The following is a 20,771-nucleotide window of genomic DNA, read 5'->3' as shown; positions in this document are numbered from 1 at the left end:
ATAAAGCCCGTGCTCGATCTCGACGACGGTATAGAGCTTGTCATTGCGAAAAGGCGCTGGCGTTCATCGTGGTCTTTGGCGGGCGGCGACCTCGCCCTGCGTGAATTCTGCCAGTTCAAATTGTTGGCGGCGGCGACCGGGACGAGGCGAGACATTGAGTGCTCCGCCATCGCCCGCTGCTTCCTTCGCGCCATCATCGATATTCGCTTGGCTTTCGACCGATTTACCGAAGCTGTGCGGCTGATGCCGGTTTAACGCCTCCGCGCCGCCGGTCCTGGCGCTGACGTGATCGGCCGCCTTGCAAGACTGTGCCGACCGGCGATCAGATCCTGTTGATTGTCGGCAGGAAGGATACGACCTGTCTGCGGTTGGCGGCATCCAGGGTGTCTATACGGTCTTTCCAGAATTGTGCGGCCTCGGGCGTATCTTTTTCCCAGCAGCGTGTCGATACGATGTTATCGTCGATCACCGCACGGCGATGGCCGCCCAGGCGTATATATTCGTCCGCAAGTTGCTTCGAGGGATTATCCATGGCCAGCGCCTCCTTTCAATCCTTTCAACCCGGATGCGGGACGCAAGGTTCCATGGGTTGAAGAATATAGAGCCGCGCCTTGACGCTATGCGCCGCTCCTCAAGCGCTTCTGGGTGCCTTCTGCGAGGTGTTCAGTGCCACAGCGGCGCGAATGAGCGCCTCCAACGCTTTTTCATCGATCTCGTCGCCCTCATGAAAATCGATGGCGCGCCTCGTGTTGCCTTCGAGGCTGGAGTTGAAGAGGCCTGAGGGATCCTCCAAGGAGGCGCCCTTGGCGAAGGTCAACTTCACGGCATTCTTATAGGTCTCGCCGGTGCAGATGATGCCGGCGTGCTCCCACACGGGAACCCCGAACATGTTCGAGGGCTTTCTCCATTTTACCTCCTCGACCACTTCAGGGTCGGCCTCCTTGATGAGGCTTCGCAGCCGGGCGAGCGTCCCGCCCCGCCAATCGCCCAGCGCCGCTACTTTCGCATCGATCAGTTGAGACGGAGAGGTTTCTGCTTCTTTCACGGCGTTCTTCTTCATGGTGGTTGTCGCTTTCATCATGGTGGTCGCTCACAGTCGTTCGCCGGGCAACTGGCTGGCTTGCTTCACCCAATCGGCGAACTGAGCTTCGTCCAGTTCGTCTTCATGGATGTCGAGATAGCGCACGTCCTTGTGCTTGGATTGGCCGGGCGGAAGAGGGCGTAGCGATGTGCCGCGGAAGAACGTCACTTTCACGTATTTCGTGAAGCAATGAAAGCTGAGGAACCAGACATGGTCCTCGACACCATAGAAGGGCGAATTCCATTTGACTGCCTTGTGCACGCCGGGGACGGTGCGCTCGATGAGCGTGTCGAGGCGGCGCCCGACGTCGCTCTTCCAGCCCGGCATGGCCGCGACGTAGGCCTGCACGGGGGCGTCGCCGTAACCCTTGGCGATCTGAGGGTTGCCGCCTGAGAGGAGGACTGGTTCTGTGGAGGCCGGTTTGGCTGTGGCCTGGTTTGCGGCCTTCGCTGACTTGCTGGGCGTCTTGCGGTCCATTGTGTTCATGCCTTTCCGCTGACGCTTCGCGCGCTAACCCACTTCGTGGCGTAAGGCAGCACGAACATGTAGAGACCGGTAAACAGGAGCAAGAATAGCGGCAGCAGTGGCGAGTAGACGACCCAGCCGGGAGGTTCTCCCAATCCCATAGCGACGAAGTTGGCGATGACGGTCGCCGTAAAGACGATAGACAGCCAGCGGTGGAAGTGCCGAATCCAATAATTCCAATTCAATGGAACCTCCTCTGAGTATCAGCCGAAGCGCAAACGGAAAAATATTAATCTGCCCGCGTCAAGACCTGCTCCAGGTTTGCAAAGAACTGCTGCCACCCTGCCTTTGCGCCTCCGTATGCCTGCTTCTGATCCGGCCGGAAGCCCGACTGCTCCATGCGCAGGTGGGTCCCCGTGTTCGTTGGGGTGAGCGTAAAGGTCACGACGCTCTGCAGCTTAAAGGCTGTATCGTTGTGCGCAAAATTCCAAGTGTAGGACAGTGTTCTGTTCGGCTCGACGGCGAAGACTTCGCAGTCCAGCACGCCTCCCCAGTCTCCTCGAAGATTGAAACGGTGGCCTACGTCAGGCTTGAAGTCGTTCTTCATGAGCCACTCCTCGATCAGGTGTGGTTGCGTGAGCGCGCGCCAGATCTTTTCCGGCGGAAAAGGAATCTCCCGTTCGACAATGACGGAAAGCGATTCGGTCGCGGCTTTGTTCATTGGTCCATCCTTTTGAGCAGATCCTCGAGGTCGTTGAACCGGCTCTGCCAGAATCCCGCCATCTGGCTTGTCCAGTCGATCAGTGGGGCCAAGGCGCCAAGCTGCGCGCTGTAGTGCGTATGGCGGCCTTCATGTCGGTCGCGCACCAACCCGGCCTGCTTCAGAACTCCCAGATGCTTTGAGACGACCGGCTGTGAGACCCCGGCCCGGGCCGTCAGGGCTCCGACCGTCTTTTCTCCCTCACGGCACAGCCGCTCGAAGAGAGCCCGCCGGGTCGGATCGGCGAGCGTTCTGAAGAGCATATCGGGAGCGTTCGACATTTGATCAATACCCCGGTGACTATTGATTTACGTATAGCCGCTGAGGTATGAGTGAGTCAAGCTGAATTGCGGAGCGGAATGCCGATCGCCGAATAGGCATCCGCGATTTACCATACCCCGTTGGCTATGTGTGATACATTGTGATCACCGATGATACGTGGCCGTGGCAATGAGGCGAAGCGCATCCCGTTGCTGATGTTGCAGCCTAGTCGCGCATCCTGAGCTCGTCTGTCTGCATCTGCAGGGAACCCAGCGTTTGGAGGAAGCTCATGCCGAGCAGGCTCTGGTCGAGCGCGCCGTCTGCGGCAACGCTGGCGGCGACGCCGGTGCGCACGATGGGGCCGATGGCAATGCGGTCGAGCGTCACGGGCGCGGCGCGGGCGCGGCCGTTCGCCGTCATGACGGTCATCGAATAAGTGAGGTTTTCCGGGATGATGCCGATCCGCTCGGCATCCGCATGCGACAGGGCCACCATGCTGGCGCCGGTATCGACGAGCATCGGGATCGTCTGGCCGTTGACGGAGACGTCGGCCTCGAAATGGCCGTTCAGCAGTTTGTGCAGAATGATCTCGCTGCTGCCCTCGCTGGTGGTGACGACGACGGCACGGCCGGGCACGAGGCCGGCAAGCAGGCGGTCGCCGACGCCGAACAGGTCCTGGCGGTAGAGATAGACGGTTGCAAGGGCCAGGATGATGACCAGCCAGATCATCAGGTTGCGCATGGTTTCGCCGGCGCTGCGGCGGCTTGCCCAAATGCCGGCAGACAGCATCAGCACGATCGGCAGGAGATAGATCATGCGCCCGAAATCGTCGATGTTCATGCCGAGCACGCGGTCGCTGTCGTGGTTATAGACGAGCACCGCAAGGCCGATCCCGAGGATCAGAAGGAAAAGCCCGAGACGGTTCATGAACGGTGCTCCGACATTGCGGCCGCCTCGCGGACCAGGGCGACCGGTTCGGCAAAGAGGCGCGCGGCAAGGACAGTCATGATGCGCTGCCTTTCCTCATCCGAATAGGACATCCAGTTGCCGATCTCCTGAAGCGTGCGGCCACAACCCGTGCAAAGGTCGGTTGCGGGATCGATCGAGCATACGTGGATGCAGGGCGTTCGCATCAGCGGAATATCGTGATTTCACAAGGCCGTGGCAAGGGCGCAGAAGGCTGCGATTTCGGAAATCTGCTGGGCCGCGCCGAGCGTGTCCCCGGTATGGCCCGCAAGCTTGCGGCGGATATAGAGCGTGAACGCGATGACCGCGACGCCGGTTGCAAGCAGGCTGCAGACAAGCGCCAGCAGGCCGAGCGCCGGCCAAACGAGAAGGGCCGAAAAGAGGCAGGCCGACACGACCGCGACCTGCATTGCGCTTTCGCCAGGCTGGCCCGAGGAGGCGGCGATGCCGTCCGTCTTTGCGGGCGGCAGGCGGTGCCAGTGCCAGACGAGGGCGGCACGGCTGAGGCAGGCGGCCGCGGGGATAGCGAAGGCGGCGGCAAGCGGGGCGACCTCGCGGGCGATGGCGGCAAGCGCTGCGGCGCGAAGCGCTAGCGAGAAGACGAGGGCAATCGCGCCGTAGCTGCCGATGCGGCTGTCCTTCATGATCGCCAGCGCGTGGTCGCGGTCGCGTCCGCCGCCGATGCCGTCGGCAGTGTCGGAGAGCCCGTCCTCGTGCAGCGCGCCGGCGATGAGCGTCTGGACGGCGAGTGCGACGAACGCCGCCATCAGACGGTCGGCGCGCAGGCCAAGGAGAATGAGAAAGACGAGGGCCGGAAGAAGGCCGATCAGAATACCGGCGAGCGGGAAGGCGCGTACCGTGCGACTGAGCTTGCCGTCGTCTGCGCAAAAGACCCATTGCGGCACGGGAAGCCGGCTCAGGAAAGCGACGGCGCGGGCGGTGTCGAGCGCATAGGCCTTGATGTTCATGTCCCCAGCTTCTTGCATGAAAGGTGCGACGCTTTTCGAGTTGTGACGCCTGGCCCCTGCCTTTAATAGAGTCGCGACGAAAGAAGCCGATTTGTCTGAAAAAGACAAGTTGGCCCCGGATCTCCGGACAGAAGCAAATACAAGGAAGCCGCATTCATGAGCGTTTCAGGCCTGCCATTCGACGATTTCCGTGCGCTGCTGCGCGATCTGCCGGGACCGGACACCCGGGCGCTGGTGGCAGCGCGCGAGCGCGACGCGCAACTGACGAAGCCGCCGGGCGCGCTCGGGCGGCTCGAGGAGATCGCCTTCTGGCTGGCGGCCTGGACGGGCAGGGCGCCGGCCGTCAACCGGCCGCTGGTTGCGATCTTCGCCGGCAATCACGGCGTGGCGAAACAGGGCATTACCCCCTTTCCGCCGGCGGTGACGCAGCAGATGGTGGAGAATTTCGCTGCCGGTGGTGCGGCGATCAACCAGATCTGCGTCGCCTACGATCTCGGGCTGAAGGTTTTCGATCTGGCGCTCGATTATCCGACCGGCGACATCACCGAAGAGGCAGCACTTTCCGAGCGCGACTGCGCGGCGACCATGGCCTTCGGCATGGAGGCTATTGCGGGTGGCACGGACCTGCTTTGCATCGGCGAGATGGGGATCGGCAACACGACGATCGCTGCGGCGATCAACTACGCGCTTTACGGCGGCTCGGCGCGCGACTGGGTTGGCCCGGGAACCGGTTCCGAGGGCGAGATGCTGGAGCGCAAGGTGGCAGCCGTCGAGCGCGCTGTCGAGCTGCACCGCGACCATCTGAACGATCCGCTGGAAGTCATGCGCCGCCTCGGCGGCCGAGAGATTGCGGCAATGGCCGGCGCCATTCTTGCTGCGCGCGTCGAAAAGATTCCGGTGCTGATCGACGGCTATGTGGCGACGGCGGCAGGCGCCATCCTGCAGGCGGCCAATCCGTCGGCGCTCGATCACTGCCTGATTGGCCACGTCTCAGGCGAACCAGGACATCTCAGAGCGATCGAGATGCTCGGCAAAACGCCGCTTCTGGCGCTCGGCATGCGGCTTGGCGAGGGAACGGGTGCGGCCCTTGCCGCCGGCATCGTGAAGGCCGCCGCGGCCTGCCATTCCGGAATGGCGACATTCTCGCAGGCTGGCGTAACCAACAGACACTGAGCGCTGCGGCTTTGTGTCAGACGGATGACGGGTGCTTGCGGCGGAAGCCTGGAACCGGTATTCGCATTTTGACCGATGTACGGCGGCTGCGGCCGCCGCCGACTACAAGACGAGGGCGCTTTGACCAAACCTGCCATAGGCAAACTGACGGGTGTGAGCCATTTCTTTGCTGCGGCCGTCTATTCCTGGGCGGGCTTCCAGCGCCTGATCAAGGAATCAGCTTTCCGGCAGGAGCTGCTTTTTGCCGCGGTTTCGCTGATCCTGCTTGCCGCCGTCGGTGCATCGCTGTGGGAAATGATGATTGCCGTCGTGCTGTTTCTAGTGCTCTTCGCCGTCGAGGCGCTGAATACGGCAATCGAGGAGGTGATCGACCGCATCTCGCCGGAATTCTCGATGGTCGGCAAACATGCGAAGGATCTTGGCTCCTTTGCCGTCCTCTGCGCGCTTGCCGCGTGCGGGCTCTATCTTCTCGTCACGATCGGCACGCGCCTCATCGCGATCGTCTTTGCCTGAGGCGGATGGCTTTTTCTCCGGTCGCTTCTTCGAAAACAGACTGATCGGTGACGGTCGGCGCCGAAGGGGCCGGGCTCCTTGTATCCGGCCCAACGATACAGGCCTTGTCCATCCGTATTCCTGATACCGACTTCCATCTTGATGACGCGGCGTCGCTGCTTCTCTACTGTCCTTTGCAGCTGCAGCTTCGCTCTATCCCGCGAGTATCGCAGGCCGCTCAATCCGGAAACTTTGTCCGCGGACTTTCCTCACTGACGCGCAACATCATTTGCACTGATCTGTCACGCTGGTTTCGTGCAGATTGCCGAGATTAAGCGAAGCTCTTCCGCTTGCGGGAAACGGGCTGCGCTTCCTCGACCGCCGGCAGGCTCTGCAGCACGCGCCTGGCAGGCAGGATGGCGATCACTTCGGTGCCTTCGCGCAGCTTTGATTTCAGGACGAACTGGCCGTCATGCTTGGCAAGGATCGCCTGGACGATCGGCAGGCCGAGGCCGGTGCCCTGTTCGGCGCTCTTGATGGCGATCGAGCCCTGGCCGAAGGCGGAGAGCACGACGGGGATTTCGTCCTCTGGAATGCCAGGGCCGTTGTCCTTGATGGAGATGTACTGGCCGCCGCCTGCCGTCCAGCCGACCTTGACATGGATTTCACCGCCTTGCGGCGTGAACTTCACTGCGTTTGAGAGCAGGTTCAGCACCACCTGGCGCAACGACTTCTCGTCGGCCCAGACAGACGGCAGCTCCGGTTCGAACTGCTGGGTGATGGAAATGTTCTTGCCCCTGGCACGCAGTTGCACCATGCCGATGCAATCTTCCGCGATATCAAGGAGCGAGATCGCTTCTTCGATGAGCTCGTATTTCCCGGCCTCGATGCGCGATAGGTCGAGGATCTCGTTTATGAGGTTCAGCAGATGCTGGCCGGAGCGGTGGATGTCGTTCGTATATTCCTTGTAGGTCGGATTGTTCAGCGGGCCCATGACCTCGGCCGACATCACCTCGGAGAAGCCGAGGATGGCGTTCAGCGGCGTGCGCAGCTCATGTGACATGGAGGCGAGGAAGCGCGACTTGGCAAGGTTTGCCTCTTCCGCGCGCCGGCGCGCTTCGTCGGACATGGATTTGGCGACTTCGAGCTCGGCGATCAAGTCGTCCTTTTCCGACTGGAAGGAGAGGATCTTGAGGTTCGACTGGAAGAGGCGGTCGCTGATGTAGTTGAAGAAAATGATGGTCGTCGTGAAAACGGCAGTGAGGCTGAGCTCAAGCAGGTCGCGCGAGATGCCGGCCTTTGCAGCGAGTGCCACGACGGAGGGTGCGAAGGCAACGAGCACGGCGGGCGTCAGCATGAAATTCGACATTGCCGTAACGGAAAGCGCGATGAGAAGCGTGGCGCCTTTGAAAAGGATGAAGCTGGAGGGATCGCACGCGCTGCAGTCCTGAAGCGCAAAGAAGGCCCAGCAGCTGCCGATCATCAGCTGGCCGAAAAGCAAGACGCGGCGCCATTTGCGCGCCGATTCCGGCGATATTTCCTTTTTGCGGGCGCGGCGCACGAGATAGATGTTTGCCGCATAGGCAGTCAGCGTCAGTACGGCCCAGAGGAGAATTTGTGTGTTGCCTGTGAAATAGATGCCGAGGACCGCAATGATGATGACGAAGAGCGGCATGATCGACGCGCCCTGGATGAAGGCGCTCATATACATCCTGAGCGCGTCCCGATCGAAGGCGGCGGCGGAGGAGTGGCCGGATTGCAGCCGCTCGCGCGTCTGCCGCACAGCCCTGGAGACAGGCTTGTTGCGGTGACTGCGGGATTTGTCGACGATAATCTTATCGGTCGATGTGCTAACGCCGGTACTCATGTGCACAATGATACTTGATCCGCGGATGGTTCCACCGTAACCCGCAATTCTTAAGAAGTTGTTTGCCATTTTTGCCAACGGTTTGTTTTTCAAGGAGGCGAAAGCGTGGCGCGTGGTTTCGAAACGATACGCGACGGTGTCACCGCTTTCGCAATGCTTGCGCTGATCTGGCTGATCGCCGCAAAGCTCAACGACAAGCCCGATACTGTGCACGCCGGCCAATTTCATGCGGCAGACGGCGACAGCCTGACGATCGGTGGCGAACGCATGCGGCTGAAGGGCATCGATGCGCCGGAGCTCAACCAGATCTGCGAGCGCGGCGGAAGGCGCTGGGCCTGCGGCCGGGAGGCAAAAGAGACATTGCAGGGCCTGGTGGCTGGACGGGATACCCGATGCGGCGGCGCCGGACGGGACCAGTATGACCGGCTGCTCGTCGTCTGCCGGAGCGGCGGCATCGATCTCAACGGAGAGATGGTGGCCAGAGGCATGGCCGTCTCTTATGGGAACTACGAGCGGGAAGAGGAGAGGGCGCGGGCGGAAAGGGCAGGTCTTTGGGCGGGGACGTTCGAGCGGCCGCGCGACGTGCGCGACCATGAGCACAGGCAATCGGGATTCGAGGATGCGAGGCGGCTTGTCCGGCAGGTGACGGGATGGCAGTGACGGGCGAAGCGGCGCTTGCCGCGCTGCATGGCGAAATTGCGCACTGTCGCATCTGCCGCGATCGGCCCCTGCGGGCCGACGATCGGCTTCCGCACGAGCCGCGGCCGGTCGTCGTGATGTCGTCCACGGCGCGCATCCTGATTGCGGGCCAGGCGCCAGGCCTTAGGGTGCATGAAAGCGGCATTCCCTTCAACGATGCCTCCGGCGACCGTCTGCGCGACTGGCTGCAGGTGGAGCGCGAGACATTCTACGATGCAAAGCGGTTCGCGATCGTGCCGATGGGCTTCTGCTTTCCGGGTTACGACGCCAAGGGCAGCGACCTGCCGCCGAGACGGGAATGCGCGCCGCTCTGGCGCCAAAGGGTGATCGATCGGATGCCGCAGATCGAGCTTGTGCTCACCGTGGGGCAATATGCCCAGGCATGGCATATGAGCGGATTGCGCAAGTCGAACATGACCGAAACGGTGAAGGCGTGGCGCGAGACGCTGTTTTCAAATCGCAGTCCGGCGGTCTTGCCGCTGCCGCATCCGAGCTGGCGCAACAGCGGCTGGCTGAAGCGCAATCCCTGGTTCGAAGAGGAACTGCTTCCGGTGCTGCGGGACAGAGTAAAATTGCTCATATCCTGAAACAAAATTCTTTTCTGGTGCCGGAATCGCGTTATATAGAGAAAATAATTCGAAAAGGGCTTTCGCATATGGACCGTCTCGACCGCAAGATACTGCGTCTTCTGCAAGAAGATTCGACTTTGGCAGTTGCCGATCTCGCCAAGAAGGTGGGGCTTTCGACAACGCCGTGCTGGCGCCGTATCCAGAAGATGGAAGAGGACGGCGTGATCAAGCGCCGCGTCGCCATCCTCGACCCCGAGAAGGTCAACACGAAGGTCACGGTTTTCGTCTCGATCCGCACGGCGACGCATTCGATGGAGTGGCTGAGGCGTTTTTCCGAAGTCGTCTCGGACTTTCCCGAAGTGGTCGAATTCTACCGCATGAGCGGCGACGTCGACTACCTGCTGCGCGTGGTGGTGCCGGATATCGCCGCCTACGACGCCTTCTACAAGCGGCTGATCGCCAAGATCGAAATCCGCGACGTTTCGTCGGCTTTCGCCATGGAGCAGATCAAGTATTCCACGCAGCTGCCGCTTGATTACATGGTCTTGGACAATGCGAAGTCCAGCGAGGATTGAGGTCTAGCCATGCTGCGGGAAGAGCAAGGCTGGCACGTGCCGCCTATTGTCACGGCCAAGTAGCCGCACCGGCAACGTTGCTGCTTTATGCTGCCATTGCCCCGCCTTACGCCTTGTGCTCGTCACAGACCAGTGCGCCCAAGTCCTTGGGGCGGAAGACCCTTAAAGCGTCGCATCAGTCATTCACGGCGCAGACAGGCCGCACTGATGCTGCAAATAGCAAACGTCGCGTGTGCCGTTGCATTCCCCCATGCTCGCACGCGCCGGGCTCCTAGGTCCATCGCCCCATTACCTTCTCATTGGTCAACGCCCTGACGGCGTCCTTGCCGATCCAGCGGGCGATCTTGTCGGGGCTTGCGGCAAGGCGTTCGGCGAGGGCCAGAGCCGGGGCGTGGCAGTCGCGGCTGCGCTTGCCGATGTTGCGTAGCGCCCAGTTGACGGCTTTGCGCACGAAGTTGCGCGGGTCGCCGGAATGCGCCTCGATCAAGGGGAGCCAGGCGAGGAGAGTCTCGTCCGGGTCCTGCTTGCGGTGGACAGCAGCGCCGGCGATCATGGCGAAGGCGGTGCGGCGGACGAATTCGCGATCGTCGGCGGCAAATTGCAAAATCACGTCATCGAGCCTCGCCTCGACGAAGAGGTCTGCGGCGCAATCGACGATTTCCCAGGAGTTGAAATCCTTTACCCAGCGGCAGGCTTCGGCGGGTGTGAGCTTCTCCGGCTCGGCTGTGTAGAGCGCCAGCATGCGTGCCTCGCGGATTTCGCTTTGCCAGAGCTCCTGCGCGCGGGCGTGGTTTTTCCTCGCAAGGCGGGCGATTTTCTGGAGATCGGGATTGGAGATGCCGAGCGCGCTACCGGTGACAATGCCGAATCGGCTCATACCGGTAATCTTCTCCTTTGAGCGCAGCGTCCTTAGATGCGCGATCAGCTCGGCTGCGCTTGCGGAGGGCCCGATCATTTTTCCAGACGCGCGAGCAGGGAGGACGTATCCCAGCGGTTGCCGCCGATCGCCTGGACGTCGCCGTAAAACTGGTCGACGAGGGCAGTGATGGGCAGTTTCGCGCCGTTGGCGCGCGCTTCGGTGAGCACAATGCCTAGATCCTTGCGCATCCAGTCGACGGCGAAACCGAAATCGTATTTACCCTGGTTCATGGTCTTGTGGCGATTTTCCATCTGCCAGGAGCCGGCAGCACCCTTGGAGATGACGTCGATAACCTTCTCGATGTCGAGGCCGGCACGCTTGCCGAAATGGATGCCTTCGGCGAGACCCTGGACGATGCCGGCGATGCAGATCTGGTTGATCATCTTGGTGAGCTGGCCGGAACCGGCAGGACCCATGAGGCCGACCATGCGGGCATAGGCGTCGATGACCGGCCTTGCCTTTTCGAAGACGGCTTCATCGCCGCCGCACATGACGGTGAGCACGCCGTTTTCCGCACCTGCCTGGCCGCCGGAAACCGGCGCGTCAATGAAGTCGCTGCCTTTTGTCTTGGCGGCTTCATAAAGCTCGCGGGCGACTTCGGCGCTGGCGGTGGTGTTGTCGATGAGCACGGCGCCCTTCTTCATGCCTTCCAAAACGCCGCCCTTGCCGGTGGTCACCGAACGCAGGTCGTCATCATTGCCGACGCAGGTGAAGACGAAATCGGCATCTGCTGCGGCTTCGGCAGGCGTCGCGGCGGATTTGCCGCCGAACTTGGAAGCCCAGTCCGCAGCCTTGGATGCCGTGCGGTTATAGACCGTGACGTCGTGGCCGCCCTTCGTCTTCAAGTGACCTGCCATGGGGAAGCCCATGACGCCGAGACCGATGAACGCGACTTTTGCCATATGCCAGATCCTTCTCCTGAATTCGGGGCATGATTAGCCGAAAGTGCCGCGGCAGGAAAGCCAAAGTAACGCCGGTCCGGCCTGCCTGCGAAAATCCATAAGCGCGTGCTTTGGAATAAAATTCCGCAAAACGGGCACTTTCCGGTCAGGAAAATTGCGGGGGAGGCAAAACTTACAAATAAAATTGTCGATATAATATATAGACATTATCATTATCAAGCTATCGCAACGAACCGGCAGTTCAATGATGCTGCCCGTGAAGGAAAGGGGAATGCCATGATTTCTCGACGCCAGACGCTCGCACTTTTCGGCGCTGCTGCTGCGGCCGCCGTTCTGCCGGCCATCAAACCCGCACGCGCTGCAGCCACCGAATTCCGGATCGGCTGGCAGAAGAACGGCGTGCTGGCGCTCGCCAAGCGCCGCGGGGCGCTGGAGAGCCGGCTTGCCGATCGCGGCATTTCTCTCAGCTGGTCAGAATTCACCTCCGGCCCGCCGCTGCTCGAAGCGCTCGGTGCCGGGGCGCTCGACTTCGGCGCGACAGGCGACGTACCGCCGCTCTTTGCGCAGGCTGCAGGCGGCCATCTCTATTATGTCGGCACCTATCGTGGCAGCCCGGCGGGTTCGGCGATCCTCGTGCCCAAGGGTTCTCCGATCAAGACCCTCGAAGAGCTGAAGGGAAAGAAGGTTGCGTTTAAGCGCGGGTCGAGCGCGCATAACGTTACGGTAAAAGTCTTACGCAAGGCGGGGTTGACGATCGATGATGTCCAGCCGCTGGACCTTGCGCCGCCGGATGCGGCCTCTGCCTTCAAGAACGGCAGCATCGATGCCTGGTCGATCTGGGACCCTTATCTTGCAATCGCCGAGTCCGATCCGGAGACCCGTATCCTGACGACGGCCGAGGGCATTGTTCCCTCATACAGCTACTTCCTCGCCAATCAGGAATTCACCGATGCCAACGCTCAAGTGATCGTCGACGTGATCGATGAACTCGGCAAGGTCGGTAAGTCGGCGCAGGGCAAGCTCGACGATACGGTCAAGGAGCTCTCCGAAATCACCGGCGTGCCGGCTGAGGTGACCCGCGTGACGCTGTCGCGGCCGGGCGCCGATCTCGGCGCCGTGACGACCATCACCGACGATGCGGCAGCCTATCAGCAGGCGCTTGCCGATGAATTCTACAAGCTCGGCATCGTGCCGAAGCCGTTGACCACCGGCGATATCGTCTGGAGGCCGAAGGCGAGCTGATATCTGTTTCCGGTTTTCAAAGGAGATTTCCGACCATGAGCGCTTCATCCAAGCCTATCGATTTCCTGTGGTTCATCCCGACCTCCGGCGACGGGGCCTATCTCGGCTCCGGCGAGCTGACCCGCGCGCCGGATATCGGCTACATGACGCAGATCGCGCAGGCCGCCGACCGGCTCGGCTATTCCGGCGTGCTTTTGCCGACGGGCGTCGCCTGCGAGGAGTCCTTCGTGACGGCCGCAGCCCTTTCGGCCAAGACCGAGAAGTTGAGGTTCCTCGTCGCGATCCGTCCAGGCACCGCCTCGCCCGCCTATTATGCGCGGCTGACGACGACGCTCGATCGCATCTCGAACGGCCGCGTGCTGCTCAACATCGTCGTCGGCGGCAGCCCGGGCGAGCTTGCCGGAGACGGCATCCATCTTGAGCATGACGAGCGCTACGCGCATGCCGACGAGTTCTTCACAGTCTGGGAAGAGCTGCTGGAAAAGGGTATCGCGAGCTTCGACGGCAAATATATCAAGGCGACCAATGCGCAGCTCGGCTTTCCGTCCGTCCAGACCCCGCGACCGCCGCTCTATTTCGGCGGCTCGTCGGATGCCGGGATCGATTTCTCGGTGGGCCGCGTCGACAAGTACCTTACCTGGGGCGAGCCGCCGGCACAGGTCGGCGAAAAGATCGAGCGCGTGCGCACCGCCGCGGCCAAGAAGGGCCGTGACGTGAGCTTCGGCATCCGCCTGCATTTCATCGTCCGCGAAACGGATGAGGAAGCATGGGCGGCGGCCGATCGGCTGATCTCCAAGCTCGACGATGCCACGATCGAGGAAGCGCAGCAACGTTTCGCCAGGCAGTCCGACTCCGTCGGCCAGGCGCGCATGGCGGCCCTTCACGGCGGTCGCCGGGACAAGCTGGAGGTCTCGCCGAACCTCTGGGCCGGCGTCGGCCTTGTGCGTGCCGGTGCCGGGACAGCACTGGTCGGCTCGCCGAAGACGGTCGCCGCACGGCTTCGCGAATACCAGGACCTCGGCATCGAGACGGTGATCGGCTCCGGCTATCCGCATCTGGAAGAGGCCTACCGTGTCGCCGAACTGCTGTTTCCCGAACTCGGGCTCGAGCGCCAGGAGCAGCGCCACGGCCTCAAGAGCGATTTCGGCCGCCATCGGGTCTTCGGCGGCGGCAGCCACGGCGGCAACCTGAAGGTCGTTTCCGGCTCCTGATTTCAAAGCACGCAAGGAGATAAGCATGTCGGTTTTCGAAACGCCGTTCACGCGAGCGATCGCCGGGCAGGAGAGCCGCAAGGTGCGCTTTCGATTTTCGCTTCCGAGCCGCGAAGCGCTGCTGCCCTATCTGGTACCGCTCGCAATCATTCTTGCCTGGCAGGCGGCGTCTTCGGCAGGGCTTATCGCCTCGCGTGTCATGCCGTCACCGGCGGATGTGGCTGTCGCCTTCTGGTCGACGACGCTATCCGGGCAGTTGCCGCATGACGTTCTCGTCAGTGCGGGCCGGGCTTTGGCGGGGCTCATCGTCGGCGGATCGATCGGCTTCCTGCTCGGCATTGCGAACGGCGTTTCGAAGATTTCCGAGCAGCTGACGGATACGACGTTGCAGATGCTGCGCACCATTCCGCATCTGGCGATGATCCCGCTTGTCATTCTCTGGTTCGGGATCGGCGAGGAATCGAAGCTCTTCCTCACTTCGCTCGGCGTGCTTTTCCCGGTCTATCTCAATACCTATCACGGCGTGCGCAACGTCGACCGCGACCTGATCGAGATGGGCAAGGTCTATGGCATGGGCGGCTGGACGCTGTTTCGCAAGGTGATCTTTCCGGGCGCGCTGCCCTCGATCTTCGTCGGGCTGCGCTATGCGCTCGGCATCATGTGGCTGACGCTGATCGTTTCGGAATCGATCGCCGCGTCCTCCGGCATCGGCCATATGGCGAACAATGCCCGCGAGTTCATGATGACGGATGTCGTGGTGCTGGCGCTGGTGATTTATGCCGTGCTCGGCAAGGTGGCGGATGTCGTGGCGCGGGCGCTGGAGCGGCGGGCGCTGACGTGGAACCCCGTCTATCAGAAATAGGAGAGACGCAATGACCGTCATCACGCATGAGCGCTTCCAGGGGGCTGCTGCGCCGGAATACGAGACGGAAGCGCCCGTTGGGCAAGCCGGTGCCGCTTCGATCACGCTGACGGGCCTTGAGAAGAGTTTCAGCGGCAACCGGGTTTTGCGCGGCATCAACCTGCACATTCCGGCGGGCCAGTTCGTCGCGGTGATCGGCAAGAGCGGCTGCGGCAAGAGCACGCTGCTTCGGATCCTCATGGGGCTCGATCAGCCGACGGCCGGTGAGGTGCGCTTCGAAAATACCGCCGGTGCGGGGGGCCAGCCGAACGCGCGCATCGTCTTCCAGGAGCCGCGCCTGCTGCCGTGGCTGAGCGTGGCGGAGAACGCAGCCGTCGGGCTTGGCGACAATGTGGAGAAGCGGTTGGCACTGGCCGAAGCGGCGGCGGTGCTCTCCGAAGTGCAGCTTGCCGAGAAGGCGTCGGAATGGCCGTCACGGCTTTCCGGCGGCCAGCGGCAGCGCGTGGCGCTGGCGCGGGCGCTGGTGAGCAAGCCCGGCGTGCTGGCGCTTGACGAACCGCTCGGGGCATTGGATGCGCTGACGCGCATCAGCATGCAGGAACTCGTCAATCGCGTCTGGCGCGAACTCGGCTTCACCGCCGTACTGGTGACGCATGACGTCAGCGAGGCGGTGCATCTGGCCGACCGGGTGATCGTGCTCGACGAGGGGCGGATCGCGCTCGATCTGGCGATCCCCTATCCGCATCCGCGCAGGCACGGCGATGCCGAACTCGCCGAAATGGAGGGCAAGCTGCTTGCGGCGATCCTCGGCAAGGAAGCGGCGCGTTAGGTTAGTATTGTCGATTTCGCTCGGATATCCAGCGATCGAGATGGCCAAGCGCGTCCTGCTGCAGGCGATAGGTGCGGACGCGGCCGGCCTTTTCGGACTGCACGAGGCCGCTCGATTCCAGCACGCTTAGATGCTTCATCACTGTCGGCAGCGTCATGGAGAGAGGCTTTGCCAGCTCCATGACGGAGGCAGGGCCGCGGCCGAGGCGATCGACCATGCCGCGGCGGCTGCGGTCGGACAAGGCGTGAAACATCCGGTCGAGGGCGGCAGGTTCCATGATCATTCGGCGGGCATTTCGCTGCGGATGCGCTCCGGGAGCTGGTGACTGTACGGGTAGAACTTGAAGTAGGGCAGTGCCTCCTTCAGCACCCGCGCAAAGGACGGCCGCTCGAGCAGGCGTTCGTAATAGGCGCGGAGCTTCGGCTGGTCGTCGCCGAAGGGCACGAGCGTTTCGGCATAGAAGAGGGCTGGTGCCGCAGCGCAATCGGCCATCGTGAAGCTGTCGCCGGTGATCCACTGGTTGCTGCCGAGCTGCTGCTCGATCATGCCGTAGGCCGTTGCATGCGTGCCGCGTGCCTCTTCCACGCCATGCGGATCCTTGCCGCCGTCCGGCCGGAGGGTATCGGTGACGATCTTCTGCATCGGCGTCTGCACATAGAGATCGAAGAAGCGGTCCCAGAGACGGACGCGAAGCGCCCGGTCGATATCGTCCGGCAACAGGCGGATAGGGCCGGGGTAATGTCGGTCGAGATATTCGATGATGATGCTCGTCTCGGGGATCGTGCTGTCCAGCGCCTCGTCGCGCAGGACCGGCATCTTGCCGACCGGCCAAAAGCGGAAGAGATCGGCGCTCGACGGTTCATCGGCCAGATCGACGGTGCGGTTTTCGAAAGGCGTGCCGTTCTCGTAAAGCGCGATCAACACCTTGTGACAGAAGGAGGCGAGGGGATGTCCGTAAAGAACCAGCGACATGGATGGTGCCTTCAGTGACCGGAAAGTTTACTGAATGGCTAAGTATCAGGTTGCGGCGCGGGCCGCAAGGGATGGTATCCTGATTGGGTAAGTATCCGATGCAGCGCGCCGATCCGTTATTTCTTATGTCGCGTCAGGGAGGCTAGATGCTCATTGGCGAATGCAACTTGAAGGATCGTGCGCGTCAGCCGGCCAACCGCGCGATCACCAGATGTCCCGGACTTGGCTGACCTTCCTGCATTCGGACGTTGATTTCGCTCATCTCTACGAGGTCGAAGCCGGTCGCAGTCAGGCGGTCGCGGATATAGGCTTCGGCGTGCAGGAAGCGCTGGTGCGGGCCGACGGCATAAAGGCGTCCGTCGGCTGGCGGGAGCGTCTCGGAGGAGAAGATGAAAAGGCCCCCGGGTGTCAGGTTCTCGGCGACGCCGAAGAATAGCGGCTCCAGGGCGCCGAGATAAGGCAGCACGTCGGTCGCGGTGATGAGATCGAAGGCCTCTTCGTCGTTGTCGTCGAGGAAGTCCTCGACCTCGGCCACGAAGAGAGTCTCGTAGATTTCCTTCTCATGGGCGATCTCGACCATGTTTTCGGAGATATCGATGCCCGTCATCTCCTCGCAGAGGTCGCGCAGCGTGCCGCCCGTGAGCCCCGTGCCGCATCCGAGGTCGAGCAGGCGCTTGAAGCGGTCGAGCTTCAGCTCCTGCAGGCGCTGGCGCACCAGCATGGGGACGTGGTAGCTGAGCTGCTCGACAAGCACGTCCTCGAAAACTTCGGCATGCTGGTCGAAAAGGGTTTCGACATAGGCATCCGGCGCCCTGACCGGCGTTTCGCCGCGGCCCATCGAGGCGATGCGGACGGCCGCGCCGCCGTGGTCTTCGGGGTCGATTGCCAGCACCTCCTCATAGGCCCTCACGGCAGCGTCGATGTCACCGGCCTTTTCGAGGGCAAGGGCGCGGTTATAGGCTTCCGCAAGCGCTTCCTCGTCGATTTTCTTTGCCATTGCCGTCACCACCTTTTTAAGTTCAGGCAAGCCTCTAAGGCGGCTTGCCGCCTTTTGCAATGGCGGCCTTGGAGGCGCAGAATGCGAAATGGAGATCTCAATAAGAAGGAAAGGGAGGAATGCCATGACGACGGACATCAGCAAGCCCGGCCTTGACGAGAGCGCCCGGAAGGAGGCAACGCCGCCATTGCCGCTGACGCCGGTCGAAATCACCAATACGCTCGCGCACTATTATCGCGGCGAACTCGGACGCATGACGAGTTGGCGGGATCGCATCGACCGGACGTCGAACTGGGCGATCACGGTGGTCGCAGCATTGCTCTCCCTCTCGCTGTCGACGCCGACCGCGCATCATGGGGTGCTTCTCTTCGGAATAATGCTGATCTCGCTGCTTTTGCTGATCGAGGCGAGGCGCTACCGGTTCTTCGATATCTACCGGGCCCGGGTCCGGCAGGTCGAAAAAAACTATTTCGCGCAGATCCTGTCGCCGGAGGCGAATTCCGTGCGCGATTGGGGTCCGGTGGTTGCAAGCAGCCTGCGCAAGCCGACCTTCCTACTGACCTATGCGGATGCCGTCCAGCGGCGGCTGCGACGCAACTACAGCTGGATGTATCTCATCATGCTGCTTGCCTGGGCGCTGAAAATCACGACGCCGAAACTGCAGACCGAGGGAAGCGCGCTGGCACAGGCACATTCCTGGACCTATGTGATCGACAATGCCGTGCTCGGGCCGCTTCCGGGCCTCGTGGTGATTGCTCTCGTGGCGGCCTTCTATCTCGCCATCCTCTACGGCGTGTTACGCCGGGAACCCGACAAAGGCGAGTTCATTCGTGGCGAAGCGCATGTCTAGCCGCCTCAATGCAGAATGAACTCGCCTTTCAGGGCGCGCCATTCCGTTGCCGAAATCAGCTTGCGGTGGATGTAGCGTACCGAATGCAGCGGGCCGTCCAGTTTTTCCTGCCAGAACTTCAGAAAGCCGCGCATTTCGGGAAAATCCGGAGCAAGATCATATTCCTGCCAGATGTAGGTCTGGAGGATCGCCGGGTGATCCGGCAGGTGGTAGAGGATGTGGGCGGTCGTCAGCCCGTATCCCTGAAGCTGCTTTTCGAAATCCTTGTTCATCTCAGCCTCGGTTTCGTTCCCATGTCACGTCTGTGAACATTATATGAAATGGAAACACGCGTCGGTAAACGCAAGCTTGACAGATGTGGGAGGAAAAGGCTATTTGTTTTTGATTTCAGTGGCTTGGCAGCACTCATCTCGGAGTGCTACCAAGAGGTCAGCGCTTTAGATGCCGTGTCAGGCGGCGCTCGATCCAGTTCCAGAAATGCCGGAGCGCTTCGACCATCGAAAGATAGAAGATCGCCGCCCAGAGATAGGTCTGGTAATCGAAGGTGCGCGAGAACGCGTAGCGGGTTTCGCCCATCAGATCGAGGACGGTGATGATGGCGACGACGGCAGAGCCCTTGATCAGCAGGATGATTTCATTGCCGTAGGGGCGCAGTGCCACGATGAGCGCCTGCGGCAGAACGATCTTGCGGAAGGCGACGGCCTTGTGAATGCCGAGCGCTGACGCTGCCTCGTGCTGGCCGCTTGGCACGCTTTCGATGGCGCCGCGCAGGATTTCGGCCTGATAGGCGGCGGTATTGATCGTCATCGAGAAGAGACCGCAATACCAGGCGTCGCGGAAGAACCACCAGAGGCCGGCGGCTTCGAGCTGCGCGCGGAAGCCGCCGAGGCCGTAGTAGATCAGAAAGAGCTGTGCCAAGAGTGGGGTGCCGCGGAAGACGTACACGTAGCAATAGGCAAGCGTGCTGATGATCCTGTTCTTCGACATGCGCGCGAAGGCGAGCGGCAGGGAAAGTGCTGCGCCGAAAATGACGGAGATCGTCACCAGGATGATCGTCGTCATCAGGCCGTGCAGGTAGCGCGGACCGTAGCGCGTGAACTTGTCCACGTCCCAGCCGGCGATCACCATGTAGATCAGGCTTGCGGCAAGCAGCGCCCAAAGGAGGACGAGGAGCGAGCCGACGACGCGCGTGCCCGTTATCGGCTTGACGATTTCCTTCGGCGCCGGCTGCGGCGGGATGAGGGTTTGCGCATAGCTCATCGGCGGACCCCAGAGCGCTTCGCCCAGCGTTCGATATAGCTGAGGCCGATCGACGAGATGACCGCAAGCGCGAGATAGAGGCCGCAGGCGATGATGTAAAAGAAGAAAGCCTGCTTGGTGACGCGGACGGCGACTCCGGTCTGGCGCAGGATGTCGGCAAGGCCGATGATCGAGACGTAGGAGGTGTCCTTGAGCAGGATCATCCACAGGTTCGTGAGGCCGGGCAGGGCGATGCGGATCAATTGCGGCAGCACGATCAAGCCGAGCGTGCGGCCTTGATGAAGGCCGAGCGCATAGCCGGCTTCGTACTGGCCCCTCGGAATGGCGCGGAAGGCCGACAGCAGCACTTCCGCACAATAGGCGGAAAAGACCACCGAGAGCGCAATCATGCCGGCGACAAAGGCATTGATCTCCACCCGCTGCTCGTAGCCGAAGGAGGTGAGCACCGACTGGATCAGGATCTGAAGGCCGTAATAGATGATGAAGAGCGTCAGGAGCTCGGGCAGGCCGCGGAAGATCGTGGTGTAGATGCCCGACGCAAGGCGCACCGACCTTTCTTCCGATTGCTGGCCAAGCGCGACAAAGAAGCCGATGATGAGCCCGACGGGAAGCGTCAGAAGCGCCACGGCGACGGTAGTCTTCAGGCCGAGCGCGATTTCGTCTCCCCAGCCCGCATCGCCACAGGCGAGGATGGTCGATTGCCCGAACCAGGTGAAAACGCCGGCAGGTCCGCAGAGCGGATCAAAGATATATCCTATCCAGGCCCAGAACGAGCCCGGCGCGGAAAACAATCCGCCCATGCCAACTTTCCCCTCACGGCTTATGCCGTTTTGATCTTTCCATGGTTGTCA

General features: G+C 61.7%; 29 protein-coding genes. 11 read left to right on the top strand and 18 right to left on the bottom strand.

Annotated features, from left to right (window positions below; genetic code table 11):
• The first annotated feature begins 9 nt into the window (after positions 1 to 9).
• Entirely contained in the window at positions 10 to 255 is a 246-nt protein-coding gene (locus tag RGR602_RS10855) for a hypothetical protein (RefSeq protein ID WP_133939837.1), read from the top strand.
• Positions 256 to 322: 67 nt separating this feature from the next.
• On the opposite strand, the gene RGR602_RS10850 is transcribed toward RGR602_RS10855, so the two are convergent.
• The 9 genes from RGR602_RS10850 to RGR602_RS10810 all read right to left on the bottom strand — a co-directional run bounded on the left by RGR602_RS10850 (position 323) and on the right by RGR602_RS10810 (position 4,501).
• Positions 323 to 532 carry a hypothetical protein gene (locus RGR602_RS10850; RefSeq protein ID WP_052451528.1) on the bottom strand — a complete coding sequence of 70 codons (210 nt, stop codon included), beginning with the start codon at positions 530 to 532 and terminating at the stop codon, positions 323 to 325.
• Between the two features lie 99 nt (positions 533 to 631).
• Positions 632 to 1,081, bottom strand: a complete 450-nt coding sequence (locus RGR602_RS10845; protein WP_039845106.1) for a DUF1801 domain-containing protein — start codon at positions 1,079 to 1,081, stop codon at positions 632 to 634.
• 9 nt (positions 1,082 to 1,090) lie between these two features.
• The gene (locus RGR602_RS10840; RefSeq protein WP_039846794.1) at positions 1,091 to 1,558 is read right to left on the bottom strand and encodes a DUF1801 domain-containing protein; all 468 of its coding nucleotides are present in this window, start codon (positions 1,556 to 1,558) and stop codon (positions 1,091 to 1,093) included.
• 5 nt (positions 1,559 to 1,563) lie between these two features.
• The gene (locus RGR602_RS10835) at positions 1,564 to 1,791 is read right to left on the bottom strand and encodes a hypothetical protein (RefSeq protein ID WP_039845105.1); all 228 of its coding nucleotides are present in this window, start codon (positions 1,789 to 1,791) and stop codon (positions 1,564 to 1,566) included.
• A gap of 44 nt (positions 1,792 to 1,835) precedes the next feature.
• A complete protein-coding gene (locus RGR602_RS10830) occupies positions 1,836 to 2,267 on the bottom strand; it encodes an SRPBCC family protein (RefSeq protein ID WP_039845104.1) in 432 nt (143 codons plus the stop codon).
• Complete coding sequence (locus RGR602_RS10825; protein ID WP_039845103.1) at positions 2,264 to 2,587, bottom strand: ArsR/SmtB family transcription factor; 324 nt, start codon at positions 2,585 to 2,587, stop codon at positions 2,264 to 2,266. Before RGR602_RS10825 ends, RGR602_RS10830 begins: the two co-directional genes overlap by 4 nt.
• Positions 2,588 to 2,792: 205 nt before the next feature.
• Positions 2,793 to 3,494: a TIGR02281 family clan AA aspartic protease gene (locus RGR602_RS10820; RefSeq protein WP_039845102.1), complete on the bottom strand. Its 702-nt coding sequence runs from the start codon at positions 3,492 to 3,494 to the stop codon at positions 2,793 to 2,795.
• Positions 3,491 to 3,700 (bottom strand): DUF1289 domain-containing protein, encoded by a 210-nt coding sequence (locus tag RGR602_RS10815; protein ID WP_039845101.1) that lies wholly within the window; start codon positions 3,698 to 3,700, stop codon positions 3,491 to 3,493. The genes RGR602_RS10820 and RGR602_RS10815 overlap by 4 nt, the downstream gene beginning before the upstream one ends.
• 18 nt (positions 3,701 to 3,718) lie before the next feature.
• Positions 3,719 to 4,501, bottom strand: coding sequence for an adenosylcobinamide-GDP ribazoletransferase (locus tag RGR602_RS10810; RefSeq protein WP_039845100.1), 783 nt, complete (start codon positions 4,499 to 4,501; stop codon positions 3,719 to 3,721).
• Positions 4,502 to 4,657: 156 nt separating this feature from the next.
• Between RGR602_RS10810 and cobT the strand changes: the two genes are divergently transcribed.
• Positions 4,658 to 5,674 (top strand): nicotinate-nucleotide--dimethylbenzimidazole phosphoribosyltransferase, encoded by a 1,017-nt coding sequence (gene cobT, locus RGR602_RS10805; protein ID WP_039845099.1) that lies wholly within the window; start codon positions 4,658 to 4,660, stop codon positions 5,672 to 5,674.
• Between the two features lie 120 nt (positions 5,675 to 5,794).
• Positions 5,795 to 6,187, top strand: coding sequence for a diacylglycerol kinase (locus RGR602_RS10800; protein ID WP_039846793.1), 393 nt, complete (start codon positions 5,795 to 5,797; stop codon positions 6,185 to 6,187).
• Positions 6,188 to 6,497: 310 nt separating this feature from the next.
• Here RGR602_RS10800 and RGR602_RS10795 read toward each other — a convergent pair whose 3' ends face one another.
• Positions 6,498 to 8,033: an MFS domain-containing histidine kinase gene (locus RGR602_RS10795; RefSeq protein ID WP_039846792.1), complete on the bottom strand. Its 1,536-nt coding sequence runs from the start codon at positions 8,031 to 8,033 to the stop codon at positions 6,498 to 6,500.
• Positions 8,034 to 8,138: 105 nt separating this feature from the next.
• Here RGR602_RS10795 and RGR602_RS10790 point away from each other — a divergent pair, with 105 nt between their 5' ends.
• The 3 genes from RGR602_RS10790 to RGR602_RS10780 all read left to right on the top strand — a co-directional run bounded on the left by RGR602_RS10790 (position 8,139) and on the right by RGR602_RS10780 (position 9,876).
• Positions 8,139 to 8,693, top strand: a complete 555-nt coding sequence (locus tag RGR602_RS10790) for a thermonuclease family protein (RefSeq protein WP_039845098.1) — start codon at positions 8,139 to 8,141, stop codon at positions 8,691 to 8,693.
• Entirely contained in the window at positions 8,690 to 9,319 is a 630-nt protein-coding gene (locus RGR602_RS10785) for a uracil-DNA glycosylase family protein (protein WP_039846791.1), read from the top strand. Before RGR602_RS10790 ends, RGR602_RS10785 begins: the two co-directional genes overlap by 4 nt.
• A gap of 68 nt (positions 9,320 to 9,387) precedes the next feature.
• Positions 9,388 to 9,876 carry an Lrp/AsnC family transcriptional regulator gene (locus RGR602_RS10780; RefSeq protein WP_039845097.1) on the top strand — a complete coding sequence of 163 codons (489 nt, stop codon included), beginning with the start codon at positions 9,388 to 9,390 and terminating at the stop codon, positions 9,874 to 9,876.
• Positions 9,877 to 10,147: 271 nt separating this feature from the next.
• Here the strand turns inward: RGR602_RS10780 and RGR602_RS10775 are convergent, their stop codons facing one another.
• Both RGR602_RS10775 and RGR602_RS10770 read right to left on the bottom strand, forming a co-directional pair.
• The gene (locus tag RGR602_RS10775) at positions 10,148 to 10,831 is read right to left on the bottom strand and encodes a DNA alkylation repair protein (protein ID WP_039845096.1); all 684 of its coding nucleotides are present in this window, start codon (positions 10,829 to 10,831) and stop codon (positions 10,148 to 10,150) included.
• On the bottom strand, positions 10,828 to 11,697 hold the full coding sequence (locus RGR602_RS10770; RefSeq protein WP_039845095.1) for an NAD(P)-dependent oxidoreductase: 870 nt from the start codon (positions 11,695 to 11,697) through the stop codon (positions 10,828 to 10,830). The genes RGR602_RS10775 and RGR602_RS10770 overlap by 4 nt, the downstream gene beginning before the upstream one ends.
• Before the next feature lie 276 nt (positions 11,698 to 11,973).
• Between RGR602_RS10770 and RGR602_RS10765 the strand changes: the two genes are divergently transcribed.
• The 4 genes from RGR602_RS10765 to RGR602_RS10750 are packed head-to-tail and all read left to right on the top strand — an operon-like array spanning position 11,974 to position 15,841.
• Complete coding sequence (locus tag RGR602_RS10765) at positions 11,974 to 12,939, top strand: aliphatic sulfonate ABC transporter substrate-binding protein (protein WP_039845094.1); 966 nt, start codon at positions 11,974 to 11,976, stop codon at positions 12,937 to 12,939.
• 35 nt (positions 12,940 to 12,974) lie between these two features.
• Positions 12,975 to 14,150: an FMNH2-dependent alkanesulfonate monooxygenase gene (gene ssuD, locus RGR602_RS10760; RefSeq protein WP_039845093.1), complete on the top strand. Its 1,176-nt coding sequence runs from the start codon at positions 12,975 to 12,977 to the stop codon at positions 14,148 to 14,150.
• Between the two features lie 25 nt (positions 14,151 to 14,175).
• A complete protein-coding gene (locus tag RGR602_RS10755) occupies positions 14,176 to 15,012 on the top strand; it encodes an ABC transporter permease subunit (protein ID WP_039845092.1) in 837 nt (278 codons plus the stop codon).
• A 10-nt stretch (positions 15,013 to 15,022) separates the two neighbouring features.
• Positions 15,023 to 15,841, top strand: a complete 819-nt coding sequence (locus tag RGR602_RS10750) for an ABC transporter ATP-binding protein (RefSeq protein ID WP_039845091.1) — start codon at positions 15,023 to 15,025, stop codon at positions 15,839 to 15,841.
• 1 nt (position 15,842) lies between these two features.
• Here the strand turns inward: RGR602_RS10750 and RGR602_RS10745 are convergent, their stop codons facing one another.
• The 3 genes from RGR602_RS10745 to RGR602_RS10735 form a co-directional block, all read right to left on the bottom strand.
• Positions 15,843 to 16,124, bottom strand: a complete 282-nt coding sequence (locus RGR602_RS10745) for an ArsR/SmtB family transcription factor (protein ID WP_052451526.1) — start codon at positions 16,122 to 16,124, stop codon at positions 15,843 to 15,845.
• Positions 16,121 to 16,813 carry a glutathione S-transferase family protein gene (locus RGR602_RS10740; RefSeq protein ID WP_039845090.1) on the bottom strand — a complete coding sequence of 231 codons (693 nt, stop codon included), beginning with the start codon at positions 16,811 to 16,813 and terminating at the stop codon, positions 16,121 to 16,123. Before RGR602_RS10740 ends, RGR602_RS10745 begins: the two co-directional genes overlap by 4 nt.
• A 184-nt stretch (positions 16,814 to 16,997) precedes the next feature.
• Entirely contained in the window at positions 16,998 to 17,810 is an 813-nt protein-coding gene (locus RGR602_RS10735; protein WP_039846789.1) for a methyltransferase, read from the bottom strand.
• Between the two features lie 124 nt (positions 17,811 to 17,934).
• Here RGR602_RS10735 and RGR602_RS10730 point away from each other — a divergent pair, with 124 nt between their 5' ends.
• Positions 17,935 to 18,660, top strand: a complete 726-nt coding sequence (locus RGR602_RS10730; protein ID WP_039845089.1) for a DUF2270 domain-containing protein — start codon at positions 17,935 to 17,937, stop codon at positions 18,658 to 18,660.
• A 5-nt stretch (positions 18,661 to 18,665) separates the two neighbouring features.
• Here RGR602_RS10730 and RGR602_RS10725 read toward each other — a convergent pair whose 3' ends face one another.
• The 3 genes from RGR602_RS10725 to RGR602_RS10715 form a co-directional block, all read right to left on the bottom strand.
• Positions 18,666 to 18,932, bottom strand: a complete 267-nt coding sequence (locus RGR602_RS10725; protein WP_039845088.1) for an usg protein — start codon at positions 18,930 to 18,932, stop codon at positions 18,666 to 18,668.
• A gap of 157 nt (positions 18,933 to 19,089) precedes the next feature.
• Positions 19,090 to 19,920 (bottom strand): ABC transporter permease, encoded by an 831-nt coding sequence (locus RGR602_RS10720; protein WP_039845087.1) that lies wholly within the window; start codon positions 19,918 to 19,920, stop codon positions 19,090 to 19,092.
• Positions 19,917 to 20,720, bottom strand: a complete 804-nt coding sequence (locus RGR602_RS10715) for an ABC transporter permease (RefSeq protein WP_039845086.1) — start codon at positions 20,718 to 20,720, stop codon at positions 19,917 to 19,919. The genes RGR602_RS10720 and RGR602_RS10715 overlap by 4 nt, the downstream gene beginning before the upstream one ends.
• Between the last annotated feature and the right edge of the window lie 51 nt (positions 20,721 to 20,771).

It is taken from the genome of Rhizobium gallicum bv. gallicum R602sp (assembly GCF_000816845.1).
In the GTDB taxonomy this organism is placed as follows: domain Bacteria; phylum Pseudomonadota; class Alphaproteobacteria; order Rhizobiales; family Rhizobiaceae; genus Rhizobium; species Rhizobium gallicum.
This window is presented reverse-complemented; position numbering and strand designations above follow the sequence as displayed.

What these genes read in the sequence shown, in the direction of transcription:
- RGR602_RS10850 (WP_052451528.1), bottom strand. Translation starts at nt 532, where the DNA reads ATGGATAATCCCTCGAAGCAACTTGCGGACGAATATATACGCCTGGGC.
- RGR602_RS10845 (WP_039845106.1), bottom strand. Translation starts at nt 1,081, where the DNA reads ATGATGAAAGCGACAACCACCATGAAGAAGAACGCCGTGAAAGAAGCA.
- RGR602_RS10840 (WP_039846794.1), bottom strand. Translation starts at nt 1,558, where the DNA reads ATGGACCGCAAGACGCCCAGCAAGTCAGCGAAGGCCGCAAACCAGGCC.
- RGR602_RS10830 (WP_039845104.1), bottom strand. Translation starts at nt 2,267, where the DNA reads ATGAACAAAGCCGCGACCGAATCGCTTTCCGTCATTGTCGAACGGGAG.
- RGR602_RS10825 (WP_039845103.1), bottom strand. Translation starts at nt 2,587, where the DNA reads ATGTCGAACGCTCCCGATATGCTCTTCAGAACGCTCGCCGATCCGACC.
- RGR602_RS10820 (WP_039845102.1), bottom strand. Translation starts at nt 3,494, where the DNA reads ATGAACCGTCTCGGGCTTTTCCTTCTGATCCTCGGGATCGGCCTTGCG.
- RGR602_RS10815 (WP_039845101.1), bottom strand. Translation starts at nt 3,700, where the DNA reads ATGCGAACGCCCTGCATCCACGTATGCTCGATCGATCCCGCAACCGAC.
- RGR602_RS10810 (WP_039845100.1), bottom strand. Translation starts at nt 4,501, where the DNA reads ATGAACATCAAGGCCTATGCGCTCGACACCGCCCGCGCCGTCGCTTTC.
- cobT (WP_039845099.1), top strand. Translation starts at nt 4,658, where the DNA reads ATGAGCGTTTCAGGCCTGCCATTCGACGATTTCCGTGCGCTGCTGCGC.
- RGR602_RS10795 (WP_039846792.1), bottom strand. Translation starts at nt 8,033, where the DNA reads ATGAGTACCGGCGTTAGCACATCGACCGATAAGATTATCGTCGACAAA.
- RGR602_RS10780 (WP_039845097.1), top strand. Translation starts at nt 9,388, where the DNA reads ATGGACCGTCTCGACCGCAAGATACTGCGTCTTCTGCAAGAAGATTCG.
- RGR602_RS10775 (WP_039845096.1), bottom strand. Translation starts at nt 10,831, where the DNA reads ATGATCGGGCCCTCCGCAAGCGCAGCCGAGCTGATCGCGCATCTAAGG.
- RGR602_RS10770 (WP_039845095.1), bottom strand. Translation starts at nt 11,697, where the DNA reads ATGGCAAAAGTCGCGTTCATCGGTCTCGGCGTCATGGGCTTCCCCATG.
- RGR602_RS10765 (WP_039845094.1), top strand. Translation starts at nt 11,974, where the DNA reads ATGATTTCTCGACGCCAGACGCTCGCACTTTTCGGCGCTGCTGCTGCG.
- ssuD (WP_039845093.1), top strand. Translation starts at nt 12,975, where the DNA reads ATGAGCGCTTCATCCAAGCCTATCGATTTCCTGTGGTTCATCCCGACC.
- RGR602_RS10755 (WP_039845092.1), top strand. Translation starts at nt 14,176, where the DNA reads ATGTCGGTTTTCGAAACGCCGTTCACGCGAGCGATCGCCGGGCAGGAG.
- RGR602_RS10750 (WP_039845091.1), top strand. Translation starts at nt 15,023, where the DNA reads ATGACCGTCATCACGCATGAGCGCTTCCAGGGGGCTGCTGCGCCGGAA.
- RGR602_RS10745 (WP_052451526.1), bottom strand. Translation starts at nt 16,124, where the DNA reads ATGATCATGGAACCTGCCGCCCTCGACCGGATGTTTCACGCCTTGTCC.
- RGR602_RS10740 (WP_039845090.1), bottom strand. Translation starts at nt 16,813, where the DNA reads ATGTCGCTGGTTCTTTACGGACATCCCCTCGCCTCCTTCTGTCACAAG.
- RGR602_RS10735 (WP_039846789.1), bottom strand. Translation starts at nt 17,810, where the DNA reads ATGGCAAAGAAAATCGACGAGGAAGCGCTTGCGGAAGCCTATAACCGC.
- RGR602_RS10730 (WP_039845089.1), top strand. Translation starts at nt 17,935, where the DNA reads ATGACGACGGACATCAGCAAGCCCGGCCTTGACGAGAGCGCCCGGAAG.
- RGR602_RS10725 (WP_039845088.1), bottom strand. Translation starts at nt 18,932, where the DNA reads ATGAACAAGGATTTCGAAAAGCAGCTTCAGGGATACGGGCTGACGACC.
- RGR602_RS10720 (WP_039845087.1), bottom strand. Translation starts at nt 19,920, where the DNA reads ATGAGCTATGCGCAAACCCTCATCCCGCCGCAGCCGGCGCCGAAGGAA.
- RGR602_RS10715 (WP_039845086.1), bottom strand. Translation starts at nt 20,720, where the DNA reads ATGGGCGGATTGTTTTCCGCGCCGGGCTCGTTCTGGGCCTGGATAGGA.